General features: G+C 73.7%; 16 protein-coding genes. 14 read left to right on the top strand and 2 right to left on the bottom strand.

What is annotated here, in order from left to right; genetic code table 11:
• Position 1 precedes the first annotated feature (1 nt).
• From ACL02U_RS14350 to ACL02U_RS14290, 13 genes are all read left to right on the top strand, one after another.
• On the top strand, positions 2-1,006 hold the full coding sequence (locus ACL02U_RS14350) for a methionine synthase (protein ID WP_412791180.1): 1,005 nt from the start codon (positions 2-4) through the stop codon (positions 1,004-1,006).
• Between the two features lie 13 nt (positions 1,007-1,019).
• Positions 1,020-3,215, top strand: a complete 2,196-nt coding sequence (gene ligA, locus ACL02U_RS14345) for an NAD-dependent DNA ligase LigA (protein WP_412791179.1) — start codon at positions 1,020-1,022, stop codon at positions 3,213-3,215.
• A 270-nt stretch (positions 3,216-3,485) separates the two neighbouring features.
• A complete protein-coding gene (locus ACL02U_RS14340; RefSeq protein WP_412791178.1) occupies positions 3,486-5,720 on the top strand; it encodes a putative bifunctional diguanylate cyclase/phosphodiesterase in 2,235 nt (744 codons plus the stop codon).
• A gap of 348 nt (positions 5,721-6,068) precedes the next feature.
• Positions 6,069-6,365, top strand: a complete 297-nt coding sequence (gene gatC, locus ACL02U_RS14335; RefSeq protein ID WP_031117542.1) for an Asp-tRNA(Asn)/Glu-tRNA(Gln) amidotransferase subunit GatC — start codon at positions 6,069-6,071, stop codon at positions 6,363-6,365.
• A 7-nt stretch (positions 6,366-6,372) separates the two neighbouring features.
• Positions 6,373-7,866, top strand: coding sequence for an Asp-tRNA(Asn)/Glu-tRNA(Gln) amidotransferase subunit GatA (gene gatA, locus ACL02U_RS14330; protein ID WP_412791177.1), 1,494 nt, complete (start codon positions 6,373-6,375; stop codon positions 7,864-7,866).
• The gene (locus ACL02U_RS14325; protein ID WP_412791176.1) at positions 7,863-8,105 is read left to right on the top strand and encodes a hypothetical protein; all 243 of its coding nucleotides are present in this window, start codon (positions 7,863-7,865) and stop codon (positions 8,103-8,105) included. Before gatA ends, ACL02U_RS14325 begins: the two co-directional genes overlap by 4 nt.
• A 15-nt stretch (positions 8,106-8,120) precedes the next feature.
• The gene (gene gatB, locus ACL02U_RS14320; protein WP_412791175.1) at positions 8,121-9,635 is read left to right on the top strand and encodes an Asp-tRNA(Asn)/Glu-tRNA(Gln) amidotransferase subunit GatB; all 1,515 of its coding nucleotides are present in this window, start codon (positions 8,121-8,123) and stop codon (positions 9,633-9,635) included.
• A gap of 318 nt (positions 9,636-9,953) precedes the next feature.
• Positions 9,954-10,316: a hypothetical protein gene (locus tag ACL02U_RS14315; protein WP_412791241.1), complete on the top strand. Its 363-nt coding sequence runs from the start codon at positions 9,954-9,956 to the stop codon at positions 10,314-10,316.
• A 253-nt stretch (positions 10,317-10,569) separates the two neighbouring features.
• Positions 10,570-12,798 carry an MMPL family transporter gene (locus ACL02U_RS14310; RefSeq protein ID WP_412791174.1) on the top strand — a complete coding sequence of 743 codons (2,229 nt, stop codon included), beginning with the start codon at positions 10,570-10,572 and terminating at the stop codon, positions 12,796-12,798.
• A complete protein-coding gene (locus ACL02U_RS14305; RefSeq protein ID WP_412791173.1) occupies positions 12,776-13,378 on the top strand; it encodes a GNAT family N-acetyltransferase in 603 nt (200 codons plus the stop codon). The genes ACL02U_RS14310 and ACL02U_RS14305 overlap by 23 nt, the downstream gene beginning before the upstream one ends.
• A gap of 279 nt (positions 13,379-13,657) precedes the next feature.
• A complete protein-coding gene (locus tag ACL02U_RS14300) occupies positions 13,658-14,269 on the top strand; it encodes a hypothetical protein (protein WP_412791172.1) in 612 nt (203 codons plus the stop codon).
• Positions 14,270-14,416: 147 nt separating this feature from the next.
• On the top strand, positions 14,417-14,665 hold the full coding sequence (locus ACL02U_RS14295; RefSeq protein WP_412791171.1) for a hypothetical protein: 249 nt from the start codon (positions 14,417-14,419) through the stop codon (positions 14,663-14,665).
• A 104-nt stretch (positions 14,666-14,769) separates the two neighbouring features.
• Positions 14,770-17,847 carry a helix-turn-helix transcriptional regulator gene (locus ACL02U_RS14290; protein ID WP_412791170.1) on the top strand — a complete coding sequence of 1,026 codons (3,078 nt, stop codon included), beginning with the start codon at positions 14,770-14,772 and terminating at the stop codon, positions 17,845-17,847.
• Between the two features lie 183 nt (positions 17,848-18,030).
• On the opposite strand, the gene ACL02U_RS14285 is transcribed toward ACL02U_RS14290, so the two are convergent.
• A complete protein-coding gene (locus ACL02U_RS14285) occupies positions 18,031-19,203 on the bottom strand; it encodes a PQQ-dependent sugar dehydrogenase (RefSeq protein ID WP_412791169.1) in 1,173 nt (390 codons plus the stop codon).
• Positions 19,204-19,409: 206 nt separating this feature from the next.
• On the bottom strand, positions 19,410-20,408 hold the full coding sequence (locus tag ACL02U_RS14280; protein ID WP_412791168.1) for an aldo/keto reductase: 999 nt from the start codon (positions 20,406-20,408) through the stop codon (positions 19,410-19,412).
• A 77-nt stretch (positions 20,409-20,485) separates the two neighbouring features.
• Here ACL02U_RS14280 and ACL02U_RS14275 point away from each other — a divergent pair, with 77 nt between their 5' ends.
• Positions 20,486-21,451 carry a 2-hydroxyacid dehydrogenase gene (locus ACL02U_RS14275; protein ID WP_412791167.1) on the top strand — a complete coding sequence of 322 codons (966 nt, stop codon included), beginning with the start codon at positions 20,486-20,488 and terminating at the stop codon, positions 21,449-21,451.
• Positions 21,452-21,500: the final 49 nt, after the last annotated feature.

The raw sequence follows: 21,500 nt of genomic DNA, 5'->3' as shown, positions 1-21,500 counted from the left end.
GGTGAGTGAAAACAGCCAGTCCAGCTTCGGCCCCGCCACCGGAGTCGGCTCCATGCCCGGCACCGACGCCAGGGAGGCCGCCAAGACCGTCACCGGGTCCCTCGAGGACTTCCCGTTCCTGCCCGAACTGCCCGCCCGCGGGCCGGGCGCCGACATGATCGGGCGCACCGCGGGGATGCTCGTCGAGCTGTACGCGCGCGTCGAGCCGAGCGGGTGGCGGATCGGGGACCGGCCGGGCCGCGACACCCGGCGGGCGCGGTCCTGGCTGGGCCAGGACCTGGACGCCCTGGAGGAGTACACCCAGGACTACCGGGGGCCGCTGAAGGTCCAGGCGGTCGGGGTGTGGACGCTGGCCGCCGCGCTGGAGCTGCGCAACGGCGAGGCGGCCCTCTCCGATCCCGGCGCCTGCCGCGACCTCGCCGCCTCCCTCGCCGAGGGGCTGCGCCAGCACCTGGCCGAGGTCCGCCGCCGGATCCCCGGTGCGCGGGTCGTGCTCCAGCTCGACGAGCCGTCCCTCACCGCCGTGCTGCGCGGACGGGTCCGCACGGCCAGCGGGTACCGCACGCACCGCGCCGCGGACCGGCAGACCGTCGAGGAGGCGCTGCGCGACCTCGCCGCCGTGCACGACGGCCCGGTCGTCGTCCACTCGTGTGCCCCGGACGTCCCCTTCGCGCTGCTGCGCCGGGCGGGTGCGGACGCCGTCTCCTTCGACGCCGCACTGCTCACCGAGCGTGACGACGAGGTGATCGGGGAGGCCGTGGAGGCGGGTACCCGGCTGTTCGCCGGTGTCGTGCCGGGTACGGACGGCCCGTTGTCAGACCCTGCCGGTAGCGTCTTGGGTGTCAGGACGCTGTGGCGCAGGCTGGGGCTTCCTCCGGGGCTGCTCGCGGAGGCGGTCACCGTCACCCCGGCATGCGGACTCGCGGGAGCTTCCCCGGCGTACGCGCGTCGGGTGCTCGCGCACTGCGTCCGGGCGGCGAGATCCCTCGCGGACAACCCAGAGTAACGGGAGGAAACACGTGGCCGGCGACAAGCAGGCGGAGACGACGGCGGTGCCCGCCGAGGCGCGGGAGAAGCACGCGCGGCTGGCGGAGCAGGTCGAGGAGCACCGCTTCCGGTACTACGTGAAGGACGCCCCCGTCGTCAGCGACGCGGAGTTCGACCGGTTGCTGCGGTCCCTGGAGGAGCTGGAGGAGGAGTACCCGGAGCTGCGCACCCCGGACTCGCCGACCCAGAAGGTGGCGGTCGAGTTCGAGACCGACCTCGCCGAGGTCGAGCACCGCGAGCGCATGCTCTCCCTGGACAACGCCTTCGACGACGAGGGGCTCGCCGCTTGGGCCGAGCGCGTGCACAGGGACGTGGGCAGCTCCGACCACCACTTCCTGTGCGAGCTCAAGGTCGACGGCCTGGCGGTCAACCTGACGTATGAGCACGGCCGGCTGGTGCGCGCCGCCACCCGGGGCACCGGGCGGATCGGCGAGGACATCACGCCCAACGTCATGACCATCGGTGAGATCCCGCACCGGCTGAAGGGCGACCGGGTGCCGGACCTGGTGGAGATCCGCGGCGAGGTCTACTTCCCGATGGAGGCCTTCCAGGACCTCAACGCGCGCCGGGTCGGGGCCGGCGAGAAGCCCTACGCCAACCCGCGCAACTCCGCGTCCGGTTCGCTGCGCCAGAAGGACCCCAGGGTCACCGCGACGCTTCCGCTGCACATGGTGGTCCACGGCATCGGCGCGCTGGAGGGCTACTCCGGCCCCGCCCGCCTCTCCGAGGCGTACGACCTCCTCGAGACCTGGGGGCTGCCCACCTCGCCGTACAACCGGGTGGTGGACGACCTGGACGGAGTACGGGCGTTCATCGCCCACTACGGCGAGAACCGGCACTCGGTGGCGCACGAGATCGACGGGGTGGTCGTCAAACTGGACGAGATCCCGCTCCAGGGGCGGCTCGGCTCCACCTCCCGGGCCCCGCGCTGGGCGATCGCCTACAAGTACGCGCCCGAGGAGGTCAACACCAAGCTCGTCAACATCCGCGTGGGTGTGGGCCGCACCGGTCGGGTCACCCCCTACGCGCAGGTGGAGCCGGTCACGGTGGCCGGCTCGGAGGTCGAGTTCGCCACCCTGCACAACCAGGACGTGGTCCGCGCCAAGGGCGTCCTCATCGGCGACACGGTCGTGCTGCGCAAGGCCGGCGACGTCATCCCGGAGATCCTCGGCCCGGTCGCCGACCTGCGCGACGGCAGCGAGCGGGAGTTCGTGATGCCGGCGGAGTGCCCCGAGTGCGGGACACCGCTGCGGCCCATGAAGGAGGGCGACGTCGACCTGCGCTGCCCGAACGCCAGAACCTGCCCCGCCCAGCTGCGTGAACGCCTGTTCTACCTCGCGGGCCGCAAGGCGCTGGACATCGAGCACTTCGGGTACGTCGCGGCGGCCGCCCTCACCAAGCCGCTGGAGCCCGAGGAACCGCCGCTGCGGGACGAGGGCGACCTGTTCGACCTGACCGTCGAGCAGTTGCTGCCCATCAAGGCGTACGTCCTGGACCAGGACAGCGGGCTGCCCAAGCGCGATCCGAAGACCGGTGAGGAGAAGATCGCGACGGTCTTCGCCAACCAGCAGGGCGAGCCCAGGAAGAACGCCGTCGCCATGTTGGAGAACATCCGGGCGGCCAAGGAGCGTCCGCTCGCCCGCGTACTGACCGGTCTGTCGATCCGGCACGTCGGCCCGGTCGCCGCCGAGGCGCTGGCCCGCGAGTTCCGCTCCATCGCGCGGATCGAGGAGGCGGACGAGGAGGAGTTGGCCGCCACCGAAGGCGTCGGGCCGATCATCGCCGCCTCCCTCAAGGAGTGGTTCGCCGAGGAATGGCACCAGGAGATCCTCCGCAAGTGGCGGGAGGCCGGCGTCCGTACGGAGGAGGAGGGCGGCGGGGAGGACGAGGGGCCCCGCCCGCTGGAGGGACTCACCGTCGTCGTCACGGGCACTCTCGAGCACTTCACCCGGGACGGGGCGAAGGAGGCCCTGCAGAGCCGCGGCGCAAAGGTGACCGGATCGGTCTCGAAGAAGACGTCGTTCGTCGTTGTGGGTGACAACCCCGGTTCAAAATATGACAAAGCAATGCAGTTGAAGGTGCCCGTCCTGAACGAGGACGGCTTCGGCGTGCTGCTGGAACTAGGCGCGGAGGCGGCCGCCGGCGCCGCACTCCCCGCCGAGGAATAGCGGATGAAAGCCACCCGATCAGCGCATAGCGGATGCATACGGGTGGCCGGTGCGTATTCGGGCAACCGTCGACGACCGCTGCCCGTGGAAGCCTTCTGCGGCCTACTGTTGAGAGGTGCGCCGGCCGCGCCCAGCTGCGGTCGGGGCATCCCCTTGTTCTTGACGGGCCTCTGAGGAACGGGGGCCGTGGTGTCCCACCGCGGAGCCGCTCAGGACTGTCCGGGCAAGGGGCCGTGTGCGTGGGCACCGCCGGCTGTGAGAGGGACGGGAATGGAACCGACCGAGAGCGTCGCCCCGGACGCACGGCTGCCCGTCCGTATCAGGGCGGGCGCCTGGCGGGCCGGACAGTGGGTGGCGCGTGCCTGGCACGGCGGCGGGGAACAGGAGACCGGCACACCGGTCGGGCTCCGCCCGGCCGCGCCCGCCCCCGCCCACCCCTCCGGGCTCCCCGGCACCGAAGCCGAGCGCCACCTGTCCTGGCCCACCCTGCCCGCCTCGACGGTCGCGGCGGCCGCCTTCGTCCTGGGCGCCGGTTTCTACCACGCCTTCTCCGGCAGCCACGCCCTCTTCCCCGGCGGCACGGTCGGCTGGTCGCTGGCCCTGCTGACCGGCATCATCGTCGGCCACCTGGTGATGCTCGGACGCGCCCGCTGGTGGGGCGGCACCGGCTCCGGCGCCGCCCTCACCCTCGCCGTGCTGCTGCTGTACGGCTGGGTGCCCGCCGGCATGGTCAGCCTCACCGTCGTCGTCCTGGTCGGCGTGGCCCGCCGGCACCGCTGGCGGCAGGGCGTGCTGCACGGCGCGGTCGACATCCTCGGGATCGGCGCCGGCGCCCTCGTCCTGGCCGTCTTCGGCGCCGTACCGTCCGTCGAGGACCCCTGGTACCCCGGAAGCTGGACGGTCTACACCGCCCCCGAAGTGGTCCTGGTCGCCGCCGCCTACCTGATCGTCAGCCGCACCCTGCTGTGGTACCTGCACGCGCCCCGCTCCGGCGGCCTGCCCACCGTCGCCCGCACCGCCCTGGTCAGGCAGGGCCTGGTCGCGGTCGCGCTGCTCGGCATCGCGCCGCTGGTCTGCGCGGTCGCCGCGGCCGAGCCGATCCTGCTGCCGCTGTTCTCCATCCCGCTCATCGCCCTCGACTCCACCCTGTGGATAGCCCGCGCCCGGGCGGAGGAGCAACTGCGCGATCCGCTGACCGGGCTGCCCAACCGGCAGTGGCTGCTGGAGCGCATCTGGACGGCCCTGGACGACGCCGAGCGCATCGACGCCCGCGCCGCGCTCATGCTGATCGACCTCGACCGCTTCCGCTCGGTCAACGACACCCTCGGCCACCTCGCCGGCGACCGGCTGCTGCTCCAGATAGCAGACCGGCTCCGCCTCGCCCTGCCGCGCGGAGCGGAGGCCGCACGGCTCGGCGGTGACGAGTTCGCCGTCTTACTGCCGGTCGCGGACTCCATCACCTCCGCGATCCGCGTCGCCCGCGGCCTGGTGGCCGCCCTCAGCTCCCCGCTCGACCTGGACGGGCTCACCCTCGTCCTGGAGGCCAGCGCCGGAGTCGCCGTCTTCCCCGACCACGCCCTGGACGCCGAGGGGCTGCTGCGCCGCGCCGACGTGGCCATGTACCAGGCGAAACGGGACCGGACCGGCGTCGAGGTCTACGAGTCCAAACGGGACTCCAACACCCCCGACCGGCTCGGCCTCCTCGGCGACCTGCGCCGCGCGCTCGACGCGCACGAGGTGCAGCTCCACTACCAGCCCAAGGTCCGCTTCGACGGCCAGGTCGCCGGACTGGAGGCGCTGGTCCGCTGGGTGCACCCGGAGCGCGGCAGGGTGCCGCCGGACGAGTTCATAGCGATCGCCGAGTCCTCCGGACTGATGCCCTACCTGACCGAGTACGTACTCGACACCGCCCTCGGCCAGGTCGCCGCGTGGCGCTCCCAGGGCCTGTTCGTCCCCGTCGCCGTCAACGTCTCCCCGCGCGACGTGCACACCCCCGGTTTCGCCGGCTCCGTCGCCGCCCGCCTGGCCCGCCACGGCGTGCCCGCCGGGGCGCTCCAACTGGAGATCACCGAACACGTCCTGCTGGAGGACCCGCAGCGCGCCGCCGACACCCTCGCCGGGCTCACCGGCCACGGCGTGAAGATGTCCCTGGACGACTTCGGCACCGGCTACTCCTCCCTGGTGCACCTGCGCCGCCTGCCGGTCAGCGAACTGAAGATCGACCGCTCCTTCGTGGCCCGGCTCGCCGTGGACGCCGAGGACGCCGCGATCGTCCGCTGCACCGTGGACCTCGCCCACTCGCTCGGCCTGCTGGTGGTCGCCGAGGGCGTCGAGGACGACGAGACCTGGGAGCGGCTGCGCGACCTGCGCTGCGACGCCGTGCAGGGCTGGCTGGTCGCGGCGGCCATGCCGGCGGACGAGACCACCGCGTGGCTGCGGGCCCGCGGATCGCGGGGGTGGGTGCGCCCGGCCGCGGCCCTGCCGGCCGCCGCCACCGACGAGTGAACCGACCTCCCGGAGGCGGACCCCGGCGACGCGCGAGGGCGCTGCCCGGGAGCGCCGCGGGACGGGACCGGCGGACCACCGCTCGGCCCGACCGGGAAACCGTTTCACGGCCATCGCCCGGCGCCCCATAGGATGAGGACCTGTCGTCACCCTCCCGCCTGCCGTGCGACACCCGGCACGCGCGACCGCCGGCGTCGCCGATCCGGCCGCGTGGCTCCGCCACCGGCCGCTCCGGCGCCCCGCGGCGCGTGCACCGGACACCGCACGGCCCGCCCTCCCGGCGGTCGACGGGGGAGCGACGGCAGGCCCTAGGCCCCAAACCGCACACTCACCCCAGAGGATCGCTGCATGCCTGGCATCACGCGCGAGGAGGTCGCCCACCTCGCCCGGCTGGCGCGTCTGGAGCTGAAGCCCGAAGAGCTCGACCACTTCGCAGGCCAGCTCGACGACATCATCGGCGCGGTGGCCCGCGTCAGCGAGGTCGCCGACCAAGACGTACCGCCGACCTCGCACCCGCTCCCGCTGACGAACGTCATGCGGCCGGACGAGGTCCGTCCCTCGCTCACCCCCGAGCAGGCGCTCTCCGGCGCCCCGGCCCAGGAGCAGCAGCGTTTCAAGGTGCCGCAGATCCTGGGGGAGGACTGAGACCGTCATGACGGACATCATCAAGCTGACCGCGGCCGAGATCGCCGCGAAGATCGCCTCCGGCGAGCTCACCGCCGTCGAGGTCACCGAGGCGCACCTGGCCCGCATCGAGGCGGTGGACGAGAAGGTGCACGCCTTCCTGCACATCGACCGCGAGGGCGCCCTGGCGCAGGCCCGCGCCGTGGACGACAAGCGCGCCCGCGGCGAGAAGCTCGGACCGCTGGCCGGCGTGCCGCTGGCGCTGAAGGACATCTTCACCACCGAGGGCGTGCCCACGACCGTCGGTTCGAAGATCCTCGAGGGCTGGATCCCGCCGTACGACGCGACCGTCACCAGCCGGCTGAAGGCCGCCGGCGTCGTCATCCTCGGCAAGACCAACATGGACGAGTTCGCCATGGGGTCCTCCACCGAGAACAGCGCCTACGGCCCGACCGGGAACCCGTGGGACCTCACCAGGATCCCCGGCGGCTCCGGCGGCGGCTCCTCCGCCGCGCTCGCCGCCTTCGAGGCCCCGCTCGCCATCGGCACCGACACCGGCGGTTCCATCCGCCAGCCGGCCGCCGTCACCGGCACCGTCGGCGTCAAGCCCACCTACGGCGGAGTCTCCCGCTACGGCATGGTCGCCTTCTCGTCCTCCCTCGACCAGGGCGGCCCCTGCGCCCGCACGGTCCTGGACGCGGCCCTGCTGCACGAGGTGATCGCCGGGCACGACCCGATGGACTCCACCTCCGTCGACGCGCCGGTGCCGCCGGTCGTCGAGGCCGCCCGCAACGGCAGCGTGCGCGGCATGCGCGTCGGCGTGGTCAAGCAGTTCCGCGGCGAGGGCTACCAGGCCGGCGTGGTGCAGCGGTTCGACGAGTCGGTGGCGCTGCTGAAGGAACTCGGCGCCGAGATCGTCGAACTGGACTGCCCGTCCTTCGACCTGGCCCTGTCGGCGTACTACCTGATCGCGCCCTCCGAGTGCTCCTCCAACCTCGCGCGCTTCGACGGCCTGCGCTACGGCCGGCGCACCGGCGACGACGGCGGGCACTCCGCCGAGGAGGTCACCTCCCTCACCCGCGAGGCGGGCTTCGGCCCCGAGGTCAAGCGGCGCGTCATGCTCGGCACGTACGCCCTGTCGAGCGGCTACTACGACGCCTACTACGGGTCCGCGCAGAAGGTCCGCACGCTCATCACGCGCGACTTCGAGAAGGCCTTCGAGCAGGTCGACGTGATCGTCTCGCCGACGACCCCGACCACCGCCTTCCCGATCGGCGAGCGCGCCGACGACCCGATGGCGATGTACCTCGCGGACCTGTGCACCATCCCGACCAACCTGGCGGGCAACGCGGCCATGTCCCTGCCCTGCGGCCTCGCCCCGGAGGACAACCTCCCGGTCGGCCTGCAGATCATCGCTCCGGCGCTCAAGGACGACCGCCTGTACAAGGTGGGCGCCGCGGTCGAGGCCGCCTTCGTGGAAAAGTGGGGGCACCCGCTCCTGGAGGAGGCTCCGTCGCTGTGAGCAAGGCACTGTCCAAGGCCAAGGGCTTCAAGAAGTCCAAGTCCGGCACGTACCTGTCGATGGCCACCACCGCGTTCGGCGCGGTGAGCGTCGTCAGGCAGATCAAGAAGGCGCGCCTGGAGAACGACACGCTGCGGCTCATCGACGCCACCGTCTCCGCCGCCGCCATCGCCACCGGCCTCGCCATCCTGTACCGCGAGCTGAAGCGGCTGGGCGACGACGACGTCCTGCTGGGCTGAGAGGGAAGTTACACCGTGACCACCACGACCGACCTGGTGTCGTACGAGGACGCGCTCGCGTCGTACGACCCCGTCATGGGCCTCGAGGTCCATGTCGAACTCGGCACCAGGACCAAGATGTTCTGCGGCTGCTCGACCGCCCTCGGCGCGGACGCCAACAGCCAGACCTGCCCGGTCTGCCTCGGCCTGCCCGGTGCGCTCCCCGTCGTCAACGCGACCGGCGTCGAGTCCGCCGTCAAGATCGGCCTCGCGCTGAACTGCGGGATCGCCGAATGGTGCCGCTTCGCCCGGAAGAACTACTTCTATCCGGACATGCCGAAGAACTTCCAGACCTCCCAGTACGACGAGCCGATCGCCTTCGACGGCCACCTCGACGTGCAGCTGGAGGACGGCGAGGTCTTCCGCGTGGACATCGAACGCGCCCACATGGAGGAGGACACCGGCAAGTCGACGCACGTCGGCGGTGCCACCGGCCGCATCCACGGCGCGTCCCACTCGCTGCTCGACTACAACCGCGCGGGCATCCCGCTGATCGAGATCGTCACCAAGCCGATCGTCGGCGCCGGTCACCGCGCCCCCGAGGTGGCGAAGGCGTACGTCCGCGAGCTGCGTGAGCTGATCCGCGCGCTCGGCGTCTCCGAGGCCCGCATGGAGGTGGGCCAGATGCGCTGCGACGTGAACCTGTCGCTGATGCCGACGGGCACCGAGACCTTCGGCACCCGCTCGGAGACGAAGAACGTCAACTCGCTGAGGTCGGTGGAGCGCGCCGTGCGCTTCGAGATCCAGCGGCACGCCGCCGTGCTCGGCGGCGGCGGCTCGATCGTCCAGGAGACCCGCCACTTCCACGAGGACACCGGCAGCACCACCTCGGGCCGCACCAAGGAGGAGGCGGAGGACTACCGCTACTTCCCCGAGCCCGACCTGGTCCCGGTGGCGCCGTCCCGCGAGTGGGTGGAGGAGCTGCGTGCCGGTCTGCCCGAACTGCCGCTGGTGCGCCGCAGCCGGCTCCGCGAGGAGTGGGGTGTCTCCGCCACCGACATGCAGGCCATCCTGAACGCCGGCGCCCTGGAGCCGATCGTCGCCACGATCGACGCCGGCGCCGACGCCGCCTCCGCCCGCAAGTGGTGGATGGGTGAGCTGGCCCGCAGCGCCAACGAGTCCGGCACCGCGCTGGACGGGCTGGCCATCACCCCGGCGCAGGTCGCCCGGGTGACCGAGCTGGTGAACTCCGGCGACCTGAACGACAAGCTGGCCCGGCAGGTCATCGAGGGTGTGCTCGCGGGCGAGGGCACCCCGGACGAGGTCGTCGACAAGCGGGGCCTGAAGGTCGTCTCCGACGAGGGTGCCCTGGGTGCCGCCGTCGACGAGGCGATCGCCGGCAACCCGGGCGTCGCCGACAAGATCCGCGGCGGCAAGGTGGCCGCGGCCGGTGCCCTGGTCGGCGCGGTCATGAAGGCGACCCGCGGCCAGGCCGACGCCGCCCGCGTCAAGGAGCTGATCCTGGAGAAGCTGGGCGTCGCCGACGGCTGAGCCCACCGGACCCGTGCGAGGGGGACGCGCCGTGCCCGGTGCGTCCCCCTTTCGCGGTCCGTGTCGCGCGGCGCGGCGGGTCCACCCCGGCCGGCCCGGCGCGAGACGGTACGCTCGCCCGCCATGAGCGGACGCGGTGATCCCGAGATACCGGAGACGGCCCGAACGGCGGAGGCGGCGGAGACGGCAGAGGCCGGAGAGACGCGTGAGGCGAAGGAGGCGGGGGAGACGGTCGAGCCCCAGCCCCCCGGGGCCACCGGAGCCCCCGAGGCCACCGGAGCCTTCGTGGCCGATGGGGCCACAGGGGCTGGTCGGGCCATCGGGGCCGCCGGTCCGGACGGTGCCGCTCCCGGCGCCGCCGCCGAACACCGAACCGGCGCGGAGCCCCACGAGGGAGCCGACCCGGAGACCTACGAGGAAGCCGACCCGGAGGTTTCCGAGGCGCGCCGGGCCCGCTGGGCCGCGGTGGGGACCGGTGCCGTACTCGCCGTCGCCGGACTGGGCGCCGCACTGCTCCGGCTCTCCGGCTCCGCTCCGGCACTCGTCCCCGTCGCCTACGCGGCCGGAGCCCTGGTGTGCGCGGGCGCCTCCGCGCTCGGCGCCCGCGGCCGTACCCGGCGCGCGTTGTGGCTGCTGATCGCGGGCACGGCGGTGATGGCGCTCGGGGACCAGTTCGACTGAGGCCGCCGCGGCGGCGCGAGCGGCTCCGGTCGGCCGGTCCGGCGGCACGGAGATCACCTGACTGACGTGACGCAATGCATCTGATCGTCTGCGAGTTCTCTCCCACTCCTGTGAATAAGCCCACGAAACAGACAAACGATCATTTCTGCCTGTAAGAGTGTTCCGCAGATTGCTCATGTGTTCTTTGCGGGCTGTTCATCTCATGAACGACTGTTCCCGATCAAAGATCCACGAAGTGACTGGGAGCAAGTTCTTGGCAGCCCTTGCGCGCTGGTGTGTCGAACGCCGCCTCATCGTGATCCTGCTCTGGCTTCTCGCCCTCGGCGGAGTCAGCGCGGCCGCCGTCGCCACCGGCACCGCGTACAGCAACGACTACGCGGTGCCCGGCACCGAGTCCGGCCGCGCCACCCAGCTGCTCGAACAGGGGTTCCCCGGGGTCGGGGGTGACAGCGACACCGTCGTCTGGCACACCGACTCCGGCACCGTACGGGACGCCGACGTCGAGCAGACCATGGCCCACACCCTGGACCGGATCGACGACCTCCCCGGGGTGGCGTCCGTGTCCGGCCCCTACGACGGCCAGGACGGCGGCCGCATCAGCGCGGACGGGCACACCGCGTACGCCACGGTGACCTTCGAGAACTCCGCCGAGAACATCACCCCGGCCCAAGCCCGGGCCGTCGTCGACACCGCCCAGGCCGCCTCGAGCGACGGACTCCAGGTGGAACTCGGCGGCAGCGCCATCGCGCTCACCCAGTCCTCCGGCGGCCACCTCGCCGAGGTCGTCGGGGTGGTCGTCGCCGCCGTCGTGCTGTTCCTCGCCTTCGGCTCGCTCGCCGCCTCACTGCTTCCCATCGCCACCGCGCTGGTCGGCGTCGGCACCGCCTACGCCGGGATCGCGCTGCTCGGCCACGCCATGACCGTGGCCGACTTCGCGCCCATGCTCGGCATGCTGATCGGGCTCGGCGTCGGCATCGACTACGCGCTGTTCATCGTCACCCGGCACCGGCGCGGCCTGAAACGCGGACTGAGCGTCCCCGAGGCCGCGTCCAACGCCGTCGCGACCACCGGACGGGCCGTCGTCTTCGCGGGTGCGACCGTCTGCATCGCGCTGCTCGGCATGCTGATCCTGCGGCTCAGCTTCCTCAACGGCGTCGCCGTGGCCGCGTCGCTGACCGTGGTGCTCACCGTCGCCGCCTCCGTCACCCTGCTGCCGGCGCTGCTGTCGCTCATCGGCATGCGGGCGCTCAGCAGGCGCGAGCGGCGCCGGCTGGCCGAGCACGGGCCCCAGCCGGAGCTGCCGACGGGGCTGGCCGCCCGCTGGTCGGCCTTCGTGGAGCGGCACCCCAAGCTGCTCGGCGGCCTGGCCCTCGGCGTCATCGCCCTGCTGGCGCTGCCCACGTTCTCCCTGCACCTGGGCACCTCCGACCAGGGCAACGACCCCAAGACCTCCACCACACGGCAGGCCTACGACCTCCTCGCCGACGGCTTCGGCCCCGGTGTCAACGGGCCCCTCACCCTCGTCACCAAGGTCGACGGAGCCCAGGACCGGCTGGCCCTGGACAACCTCGACACCACGCTGCGCGCCACCGACGGAGTCGCCTCGGTCACCCCGGTGACCTACAACTCGGGTGGCACGACCGCGTACCTCAGCCTGGTGCCCGACTCCTCCCCGCAGTCGCAGCAGACCAGCGACCTCGTAGACCGGCTGCGCACCGACGTGCTGCCGCGCGCCGAGGACGGCACCTCCCTCGACGTCCACGTCGGCGGCATGACGGCCGCGTACGACGACTTCGCCCAGGTCATCGTCGGTAAACTTCCGCTGTTCGTCGGCGTCGTGATCGGACTGGGCTGCGTACTGCTGCTGCTCGCCTTCCGGTCCGTGGGCATCCCGCTGAAGGCCGCCGCCATGAACGTCGCCGCCGTCGCCGCGGCCTTCGGCATCGTCGTAGCGATCTTCCAGTGGGGATGGGGCACCGAACTGCTCGGCCTGGGCCGCGCGGGGCCGATCGAGCCCTTCCTTCCCGTGATCATGGTGTCGGTCCTCTTCGGACTCTCCATGGACTACCAGGTCTTCCTGGTCAGCCGGATGTACGAGGAGTGGCTGGAGACCGGCGACAACCGGCGCGCCGTCCGGGTCGGCCTCGCCGAGACCAGCCGGGTCATCAACTCCGCCGCGGTCATCATGATCTCCGTCTTCCTCGCCTTCGTCCTCAGCGGCGACCGCGTGATCGCGATGTTCGGCATCGCGCTGGCCGCGGCCGTCGCCCTGGACGCCTTCGTCCTGCGCACCCTGCTCGTCCCCGCCCTGATGCACCTGCTCGGCGGCGCCAACTGGTGGCTGCCGCGCCGACTGGACCGGCTCCTGCCGCGGATCAGCATCGAGCCGCCCGAATGCCGTGCCGCGCATGAGAAGCTCACGGACGTCGTGGAGGCACTGGAGAAGGAGCCGCAGCCGGATGTACGCGATATCGCTGGGTGACGACGGAGCCGAACTGCGTCCGCTGGAACCCTGGCACGCCGAGGAGTTCCTGGCCCATCTGGAACGGGGCCGGGAGTTCATCAACCGGTACGTCCCCTTCGGCTCCCAGACCACCGACGCCGCCTCCGCGCGCGCGGCACTCCAGCGCTACGCGGACCTGCGCGCCGCCGACACCGCCCACGTGCACGGGCTGTGGCGGGACGGCAGGCTGCTCGGCGGCGTGCTGACGCTGGAGTTCGACGCCGAACGGGGCACCTGCGAGGTCGGCTGCTGGCTGGAGCCCGCCGGTACCGGGCACGGGCTCGTCACCCGCGCGATGCGGGTGCTCATCGACTGGGCGGTCGAGGAGCGCGGCATCCACCGGGTCGAGTGGGTCGCCGCCTCCGGGAACGTGCCGAGCCTCGACGTCGCCCGCCGGCTGGGCATGACCCGGGACGGCGTGCGCCGCGAAGCCCACCTGCACCACGGCGTACGCCACGACCTGGAGGTCTGGGCGGTCCTCGCCCCCGAATGGCGCGCGGCGCGCGCCCGCGCCGCGCGCCCCGCCACCGCCCGCGACCTCCCGGGAGGGAACGCATAGCCCACCGCGGCCCGGCGGACCGGACCGCCGACGGCGGGACCCTCCCCACCCGCCCGCGGCGCTGCCACCGCTGCCGGCGCTCCGCGTGGACGCCCGCTCCCGCCGGGCACGCGAACGCACCGCGCCCCGACCATCCGTACCCGCAGGGGAACCCCGGCTCTCCTGCGCACCGATCCGACGGACGGGGCCGAGGCGCCGATCCTCCGGACGGGGCGAGTGCCACCGGGTGTGAACCGAGCGTTAAGCGGCCTCTCAGACTCCCTCCGTACCGTGCGGAGCATGGGAACGAAGACAGCCGAGGAGACGGCCGGGACACCGGCCGACGGGACAGCAGCCGGCGGGACGACCGGGCCCGCGGCGCCGGCCGACGAGAAGGCCGGGACCGCCGGGCAGGAGGGCGAGACGGACCCGGGCACGCCGGCCGGGGAGGCCGAGGCCGTCGACGAGGCGGGCGACGACTCCGCCGTCGAGGCGGCGCCCGAGGCCCCGGCGGGCCCCTCCGGGGTCGGTCAGGGCGCCGGAGCCGTCGTCTCCGCCGCGCTCGGGATCGTCTCCCTCACCGGCGGCTGGATCGGCACCGTGGCCTCCGCCCGCCAGTCGCTCATCGGCCAGCTCCGGACCTCGACGTCCTCCAGCGTCGCCAGAATGGTCAAGGAGGGCTACGGGGACGCCTGGCACGCCACCGCGGTCTGGGCCGGCCTGTTCGCGCTCACCGCGCTGATCGTCGGCGCGGGCGTCCTCGCCCGGCCCGCGTTCGGCGCGCCCGGCAGGCCGCAGGCCCCGTGGATCAAGTCGGTCGCCTGGGCCGGCGTCTGCCTCGGTCTCATCGGCCTGCTCCTGGCCGTACTGAAGTACACCGACGTACTGCTCGGCCTGCCCGCCACCGGCTGACCCCACCCGTCTGAGGGGGCCTCAGCCCCGGCCCGCCGCCGCCCCGCATCGGTCTGAGTCCCCCCGACGCGCATCTGAGGCCCCGCGGGGCGCACAGATGCGGAAGTCTCCCGATGCGGCGGACCCCCCTGGCGGAGGAAGGTCGACGTGTCGCCGCGAACAGCGCGGACCGGCACCGACCTTCGTCACCGGGAGCACACCATGTACGAGTACGACTTCCACCGGGCGCGTTCCGCGGAACTGATCCGCCGGGCCGAGGACGAGCGGCTGGCCCGCGAGGCCGCCCGGGGCGGCCGCGCCGCCCGCCGTGCCCTGCGCCGAGCGGCCGCGGCGCGCTCCGGCAGCGAGCACCATAGCCGCGGGTCCCGGCGGCGCTGGTCCACCCACACCGCATGACCGCCCGCATGGCGGCCACGGGCGGTCCCGGAAGCACCGGGGCCGCCCGCGTGCGTGTTCCCGGCACGGGGAAAACCCCTGCCGCAGGCCCGCGTCCGCGTGCGATGCTCGGCCCCGTGGAGAACAGATCCGTCAGCCCCGTGTTCGTCGGCCGCACCGCAGAACTGGCCGCGCTGGACGAAGCGCTCGACCGGGCCCGGTCCGGCGAACCGCAGGCACTGCTGCTCGCCGGCGAGGCCGGAGTCGGCAAGACCAGGCTGGTGGAGGAGTTCACCGCCCGGGCCGCCCGGCGGGGCGCCGTCGCCGCGGTCGGCGGCTGCGTCGAGATCGGCGCCGACGGACTGCCCTTCGCCCCGTTCTCCGCCGCGCTGCGCACCCTGCGGCGCGAACTGCCCGCCGAACTCGCCGCCGCGGCCGCCGGCCAGGAGGAGGAACTCGCCCGCCTGCTCCCCGAACTGGGCGACACCGGCGGGGGACGGCACGAGGAGGAGGGCACTGCCCGCCTGTTCGAGCTCACCGTGCGCCTGCTGGAGCGGGTCTGCGCGGACCGCGCGGTCGTCCTCGTGCTGGAGGACCTGCACTGGGCCGACGCCTCCACCCGCCACCTGCTCGCCTACCTCTTCCGCACCCTGCGCACCGGCCGTCTCGTCGTCCTCGCCACCTACCGCGCCGACGACATCCACCGCCGGCACCCGCTGCGGCCGCTGCTCGCCGAACTCGACCGGCTGCGCACCGTCCGCCGCCTCGAACTGGGCCGCCTGACCCGCGACGAGGTGGGCCGCCAGATCGCCGGCATCCTCGCCGCCGAACCCGACCCCGGCCACGTCGACGACATCTACGAACGGTCCGACGGCAACGCCTTCTTCGTCGAGGAGCTCGCCGTCGCCGCCGCCGAGGGCTGCTGCGCCGGGCTCACCGACTCCCTGCGCGACCTGCTGCTGGTCCGCGTCGAGGCGCTGCCCGAAACGGCCCAGCAGGTCGTCCGGGCCGTCGCCGAGGGCGGCTCCGCCGTCGAGCACCGGCTGCTCGCCGCCGTCGCCGGGCAGGCCGAGGACGACCTCATCGAAGCCCTGCGCTCCGCGGTCGGCGCCAGCATCCTCACCGCTCTGGCCTCCGACGACGGCTACCGCTTCCGCCACTCCCTGGTGCGCGAGGCGGTCAGCGACGATCTGCTGCCCGGCGAGCGCTCCCGCCTCAACCGCCGCTACGCCGAGGCCCTCCAGGCGGACGCGGGCCTCGTCCCCGACGACCAGCGCGCCATGCGCCTGGCCAGCTACTGGTACCACGCGCACGACCCGGCCAAGGCACTGCCCGTCGTCCTGGAGGCCTCCGCACAGGCCCGCGCCCGGCACGCGTACAGCGAGCAACTGCGCCTGCTGGAAAGGGCGATGGAACTCTGGGATGCCGCCCCCGAGGAGGTGCGCGCCGCACTGCGCCCCCTCGACTGCGCGGCGGCCTACCCCGGATGCGGAGGCGACCCGGCCCGGTCGCTGCGCTACCTCGACCTGCTGGGGGAGGCCGCCGTCGCGGGCCGCTTCTGCGGCGAACGCGAACGCGCACTGAAGATCACCAAGAGGGCGCTGAGACTCCTGGAGGACCAGGACGACCCCCTGCACACCGCCTGGTTCTGGGTCGAGCGCTCCCGCCTGGTGCAGGCCCTGGCCCGCGGCGACGGCCGCGCGGAACTGACCAGGGCGCAGGAACTGGTGCGCGGGCTGCCGCCCTCGGAGGTGCACGCCGAGGTGCTCACCCACGTCGCGAACTGGTCCATGCTGCGCGAGCCGGGGCCCGAGGCGGTCGCGGACGCCGAGCGGGCGGTGCAGTACGCGCGCATGGTCGGCGCCCGACAGACCGAACTCAACGCCCGGCTCACCCTCGGGTGCCTCACGCTGCACGCCGGCGACACCGACGGCGGTCTCGCACTGCTGCAGGAGGTCAAGGAGCAGGCCCTGCGGGAGGGCGCCTTCTACGTCGCGGGACGCGCCTATGTGAACCTGCCCGGCGATCTGGAGTCCGTCGGCCGGTCCCGGGAGGCCGCGGAGATCCTCGTCGAGGGCGGGGACTTCACCCGGAGGTTCGGCCTGCTCGACTCCGAGGCCTGGGTCTGGGCCAACCTCGCCGAGTCCCGGTACTCCCTGGGCTGCTGGACGGAGGCAGCCCAGGCGGCGGAGGTCGCGCTGCGCAGGGGACAGAGCGCCCGGCCGCAGGGCGCGGGCGCCGCGTGCCTGGCCCACCTCGCACTGGCCCGCGGGGACCGGGACGAAGCGGCCCGCCGGCTGGCCGACGCCCGGGCCTTCTTCGGCGCCCACGACCGCATGCCCCATCAGTTGCTGCTGCTCGCCTGCCTGTCGATCGGCATCGCCGCGGCCGAGGGCCGCCTCCTCGACGCCCGGGAGGAGCTGGCCCGCGTCCTGGACGCCGGATTCCCGCCCGGTACCCAGTCCTACGGCTGGCCGCTGCTGATCACCGCGGCCACCGCCGAGGCCGACACCCGCACCCTTCCGGTCGCTCAGCCGGGCCGGGCCGAAGCCCTGGAGCGGATCCGGGCGGCGGCGAAACGGCTCGCGACCAACGCCCCCGTCTGGCACGCCCACGCCGACTGGGTCCGCGCGGAGCTGCGCCGGGCCGAGGGCACGGGCACCGTCGACGACTGGACGGACGTGGTCACCGCGTTCGAGGCGCTGGAACGCCCCTACGACCTCGCCCGCGTCCGCCACCGCCTCGCCGAGGCCCTGCTGACCTCGGGGGCCCGCCGGCCGGCCGCCTCGCCGTCCTCAGCGGGGGAGGACGAGCGCGCCCGCGCCGCGGATCTGCTCCGCCTCGCCCGCGCCACCGCCGCGCACCTCGGCGCCCGCCCGCTCGCCGCGGACGTCACCGGGCTCGCCCAGCGCGCCCGCCTCGCCCTGGCCGCCGCCTCCGACAGCCCGCCCGCACCCGTCGACCCGGCCGAGTCGCTGGGGCTCACGGGCCGGGAGCGCGACGTGCTGCGCCTGGTCTCGGCGGGCCGCACCAACCGCCAGATAGCCGAGGAGCTCTTCATCTCCCCGAAGACGGCCAGCGTGCACGTCTCCAACATCCTGGCCAAACTCGGCGTGGCCGGCCGAGGCGAGGCGGCCGCGATGGCGCACCGGCTGGAACTCTTCCCGCCGCCGGACCCCAGGCGGACCGTGGAGGCCCGCTGACGGCGCCGGACCAGCAGCGGGGGCGGGCCGGGGCGGGGGCGGGCCGGGGCGGGAGCGGGCTCCGGGCGCGGGCTGGGGCCGGAGCGAGCTCGCCGGGTTGAGGTGGGCCGGGCGGGAGCCGCCCCACGACGGCCCCGGCGGCAGGTCGGCAGGTCGGCGGGTGGCCGGGCATCGGCGGACCGGTCAGCTCACCCGGAGCTCCAGTATCCGGTCGTCGCCGCTCTTCGGGTCGCCCCGCCCGTCGGTGTTGCTGGTGGTCAGCCAGAGCCTGTTGCCGCCCGCGGACACGACGGTGCGCAGCCGGCCGTACTCGCCGGTCAGGAAGGCCTGCGGGGCGGCCGAGGTCTGCGTGCCCTTCAGCGGGATCCGCCACAGCCGCTCGCCCCGCAGCGCGGCCATCCAGACGGAGCCCTCGGCGTAGGCGATCCCGCTGGGGGAGGCCTCGTCGGTGTGCCACTGCGCCACCGGATCGTGGTAGGCGGGATTGCCGGAGCGGCCCTCCGCCTCCGGCCAGCCGTAGTTGTCCCCCGGCTTGATCGCGTTCAGCTCGTCCCAGGTGTCCTGGCCGAACTCCGAGGCGAACAGCCGCTGCTCGGCGTCCCAGGCCAGGCCCTGCACGTTGCGGTGGCCGTAGGAGTACACGGGGGAGTCGGGGAAGGGGTTGCCGGGGGCCGGGTCGCCCTCCGGGGTGATCCGGAGGATCTTGCCGCCCAGGGAGCCCTTGTCCTGGGAGAGCCGCCCGTCACCGCTCTCGCCGGTGCCCACGTACAGCATCCCGTCGGGGCCGAAGGCGATCCGCCCGCCGTTGTGGATCACCCCCTTGGGTATCCCCTTGAACACCGTGTCCGGGGCGCCCAACTGGTCCCCGGCCGCCCGCTTCTCGTCGTACCGCACCCTCACCACGCGGTTGTCGGACGCCGAGGTGAAGTACGCGTAGACCATGTGGTCCGAGGCGTAGTCCGGGGAGAGGGCGATACCGAGCAGCCCGCCCTCACCGGCCGGATCCACCCCGCTGACCTCGCCCAGCTCCGTCTTGCGGCCGGTCTCCGGGTCGACGCGGGTGATCGTGCCCCGGTCCCGTGAGGAGACCAGCAGGTCGCCGCCGGGGAGCGGAGCGAGGCCCCAGGGGGTGTCCAGGCCGGTCGCGACGGTGCGCACCACCTGCACCGAGCCCTTCGCGGGCGGTGTCGGCTCGGCCGTCGTCCGGGAGGGCGAGGGGGCCTGCGCGCTGCTCGCCCCCGGGGTGGCCCCGGCCCCGGTCCCCGACGGCCCCCCGCCGCCGGAGGAGCAACCGGCCGCCAGCACGAGGGCGGCGGCGGCCAGCGCGGCCGCCACGGCTCGACGTTGCACGATCATGGTCCCTTCGACGCGGGCTTCTTCCTGTCTACACCGCTCGCGGCTCCCGGGTTCCCGATCACCGAATCCCGTCCCCGATCACCGAATCCCGTCCCCGATCACCGAATCCCGTCCCCGATCACCGGGTCCCGTCCCCGATCACCGGGTCCCGTTCCCGGGCCATCGAGTCCGGGCACCCCGGCCATCGTGTCCGGGCACCCCGGGCCTCAGTCCCAGGATCCCCGCGCCGGCGGCAGCGACGCCACCTCGGCCAGATCCCGCTCGGTCAGCCTCAGCCGGGCCGCGGCCGCGTTCTCCGCCACCCAGCGCTCGTGCTTGGCCCCCGGTACCGGGACCACGCCGGGTCCCTGGGCCAGCACCCAGGCCAGTGCCACCTGGCCGGGGGTCACCTCGTCGCCGTGGCGGGCGGCGACACGGCGCAGGCCGGCCACGATCGGCTGGTTCGCGGCCATCATCTCGGCGGTGAAGCGGGGGTGCCGGGCGCGCATGTCGTCCGGCTCGAAGCCCTCACCGGGGGTGAGGGTGCCGGTCAGGAACCCGTTGCCCAGCGGCATCGCGGCCAGGAACCCGACCCCGCGCGCCGCGCACCACGGCAGCAGAGCGTGCAGCGCTTCCGGCGACCACACCGACAGCTCGGCCTGCACCGCGCCGACCGGGAACACCTGCTGCACCCTCCGCAGCTGCCGGAGCGTCCCCTCGTACATCGGGCCCCCCGCCCGGCGTCCGCCGCGCGCACCCACCGCGCACAGCCCCAGCGCCCGCACCTTCCCGGCCCGGACCAGGTCCGCCATGGCCCCCCAGGTCTCCTCGACCGGGACCTCCGGATCGGCCCGGTGAAGCTGGTACAGGTCGATCACATCGGTCCGGAGCCGCCGCAGCGAGGCGTCGCAGGCCCGTCTCACGTAGCCGGGGCGGCCGCTGGCCACCAGGTGCTGCTCGCCCGCCAGCAGTCCCACCTTGGTCGACACGAAGGCCTCCGAGCGGCGTTCCTTCAGCACCCGCCCCAGCAGCAGCTCGTTGGTGAACGGGCCGTAGACGTCCGCCGTGTCCAGGAGGTCGCAGCCCAGATCCAGCGCGCGGTGCGCCGCTCTGAGGGACTCGTCGCCCCGCCGCCGAGATCCGCTGTACCCCCAGCTCATCGGCATGCACCCGAGCCCGACGGCGCCCACCGCGAGCGCCGCCGCACCGATCGTCCTGCGCTCCACCTGCTCGTGAACCTCCTCCTGCCGGCGCCTTCAACCTAACCTCTGCGCGCCCGCCGGCCTCACCTAGCCTCCTGACCATGACTGCGACCGCTGATGTGTGGCTCCCCCTGCCCGCCGAGGAGATCGAGGGCCTGCCCGAGGGCCCCCGCTACCGGTTCTGGGACGGCGAACCGGACTTCCCCGCCGATCCGGCCGACTGCGCGTACTACGTGGTGCCCTACCTCAGGGGCAGCGAGGTCGCCGTGCGGCCGCTGCCCGAGATGACGTCGGTGCGGGTCGTGCAGACCCTGTCGGCGGGGATCGACCACGTGGAGCCCGGGATCGGGCTGCTGCCCCCGGGGGTGCGGCTGTGCAACGCCCGCGGGGTGCACGAGGCGAGCACCGCCGAGCTGGCCCTCACGCTGGTCCTCGCCTCGCTGCGCGGCGTCCCCGACTTCGTCCGGGCGCAGGACAAGGGTGAGTGGCGGGGCGGGTTCCGGCCCGCGCTGGCCGACCGCACCGTCCTCATCCTCGGATACGGTTCCATCGGGTCGGCCGTCGAGGACCGGCTCGAACCGTTCGAACTGGCGCGGATCGTGCGCGTCGCGCGCTCCGCGCGCACGACGGCGCGCGGGCCGGTGCACCCGATCACCGACCTGCCCGCCCTGCTCCCCGACGCGGACGTCGTGGTCCTCACCACCCCGCTGACCGACGCCACCCGCGGACTGGTCGACGGCGGTTTCCTCGCCCGCATGAAGGACGGCGCCCTGCTCGTCAACGTGGCCCGCGGACCCGTCGTCGACACCGATGCCCTGCTCGCCGAGGTGGGGAGCGGCCGCCTGACCGCCGCCCTCGACGTGACCGACCCCGAGCCGCTGCCTCCCGAGCACCCGCTGTGGCGGGCGCCCGGTGTGCTCATCAGCCCGCATGTCGGCGGGCCCACCAGCGCGTTCCTGCCGCGCGCCAAGCGGCTGCTGGCGGACCAGCTGACCCGCTTCGTACGCCGGGAGCCGCTGCGGAACGTGATCCTCACGACGGGAACGGCGGACGACCGGGCACTGTAGGGCGGCAGGCGGCCGGGCACTGCAGGGCGGCGGACGACCGGGCACCGCA

It is taken from the genome of Streptomyces sp. MS06, from assembly GCF_047200655.1.
Taxonomy (GTDB): Bacteria; Actinomycetota; Actinomycetes; order Streptomycetales; family Streptomycetaceae; genus Streptomyces.
This window is presented reverse-complemented; position numbering and strand designations above follow the sequence as displayed.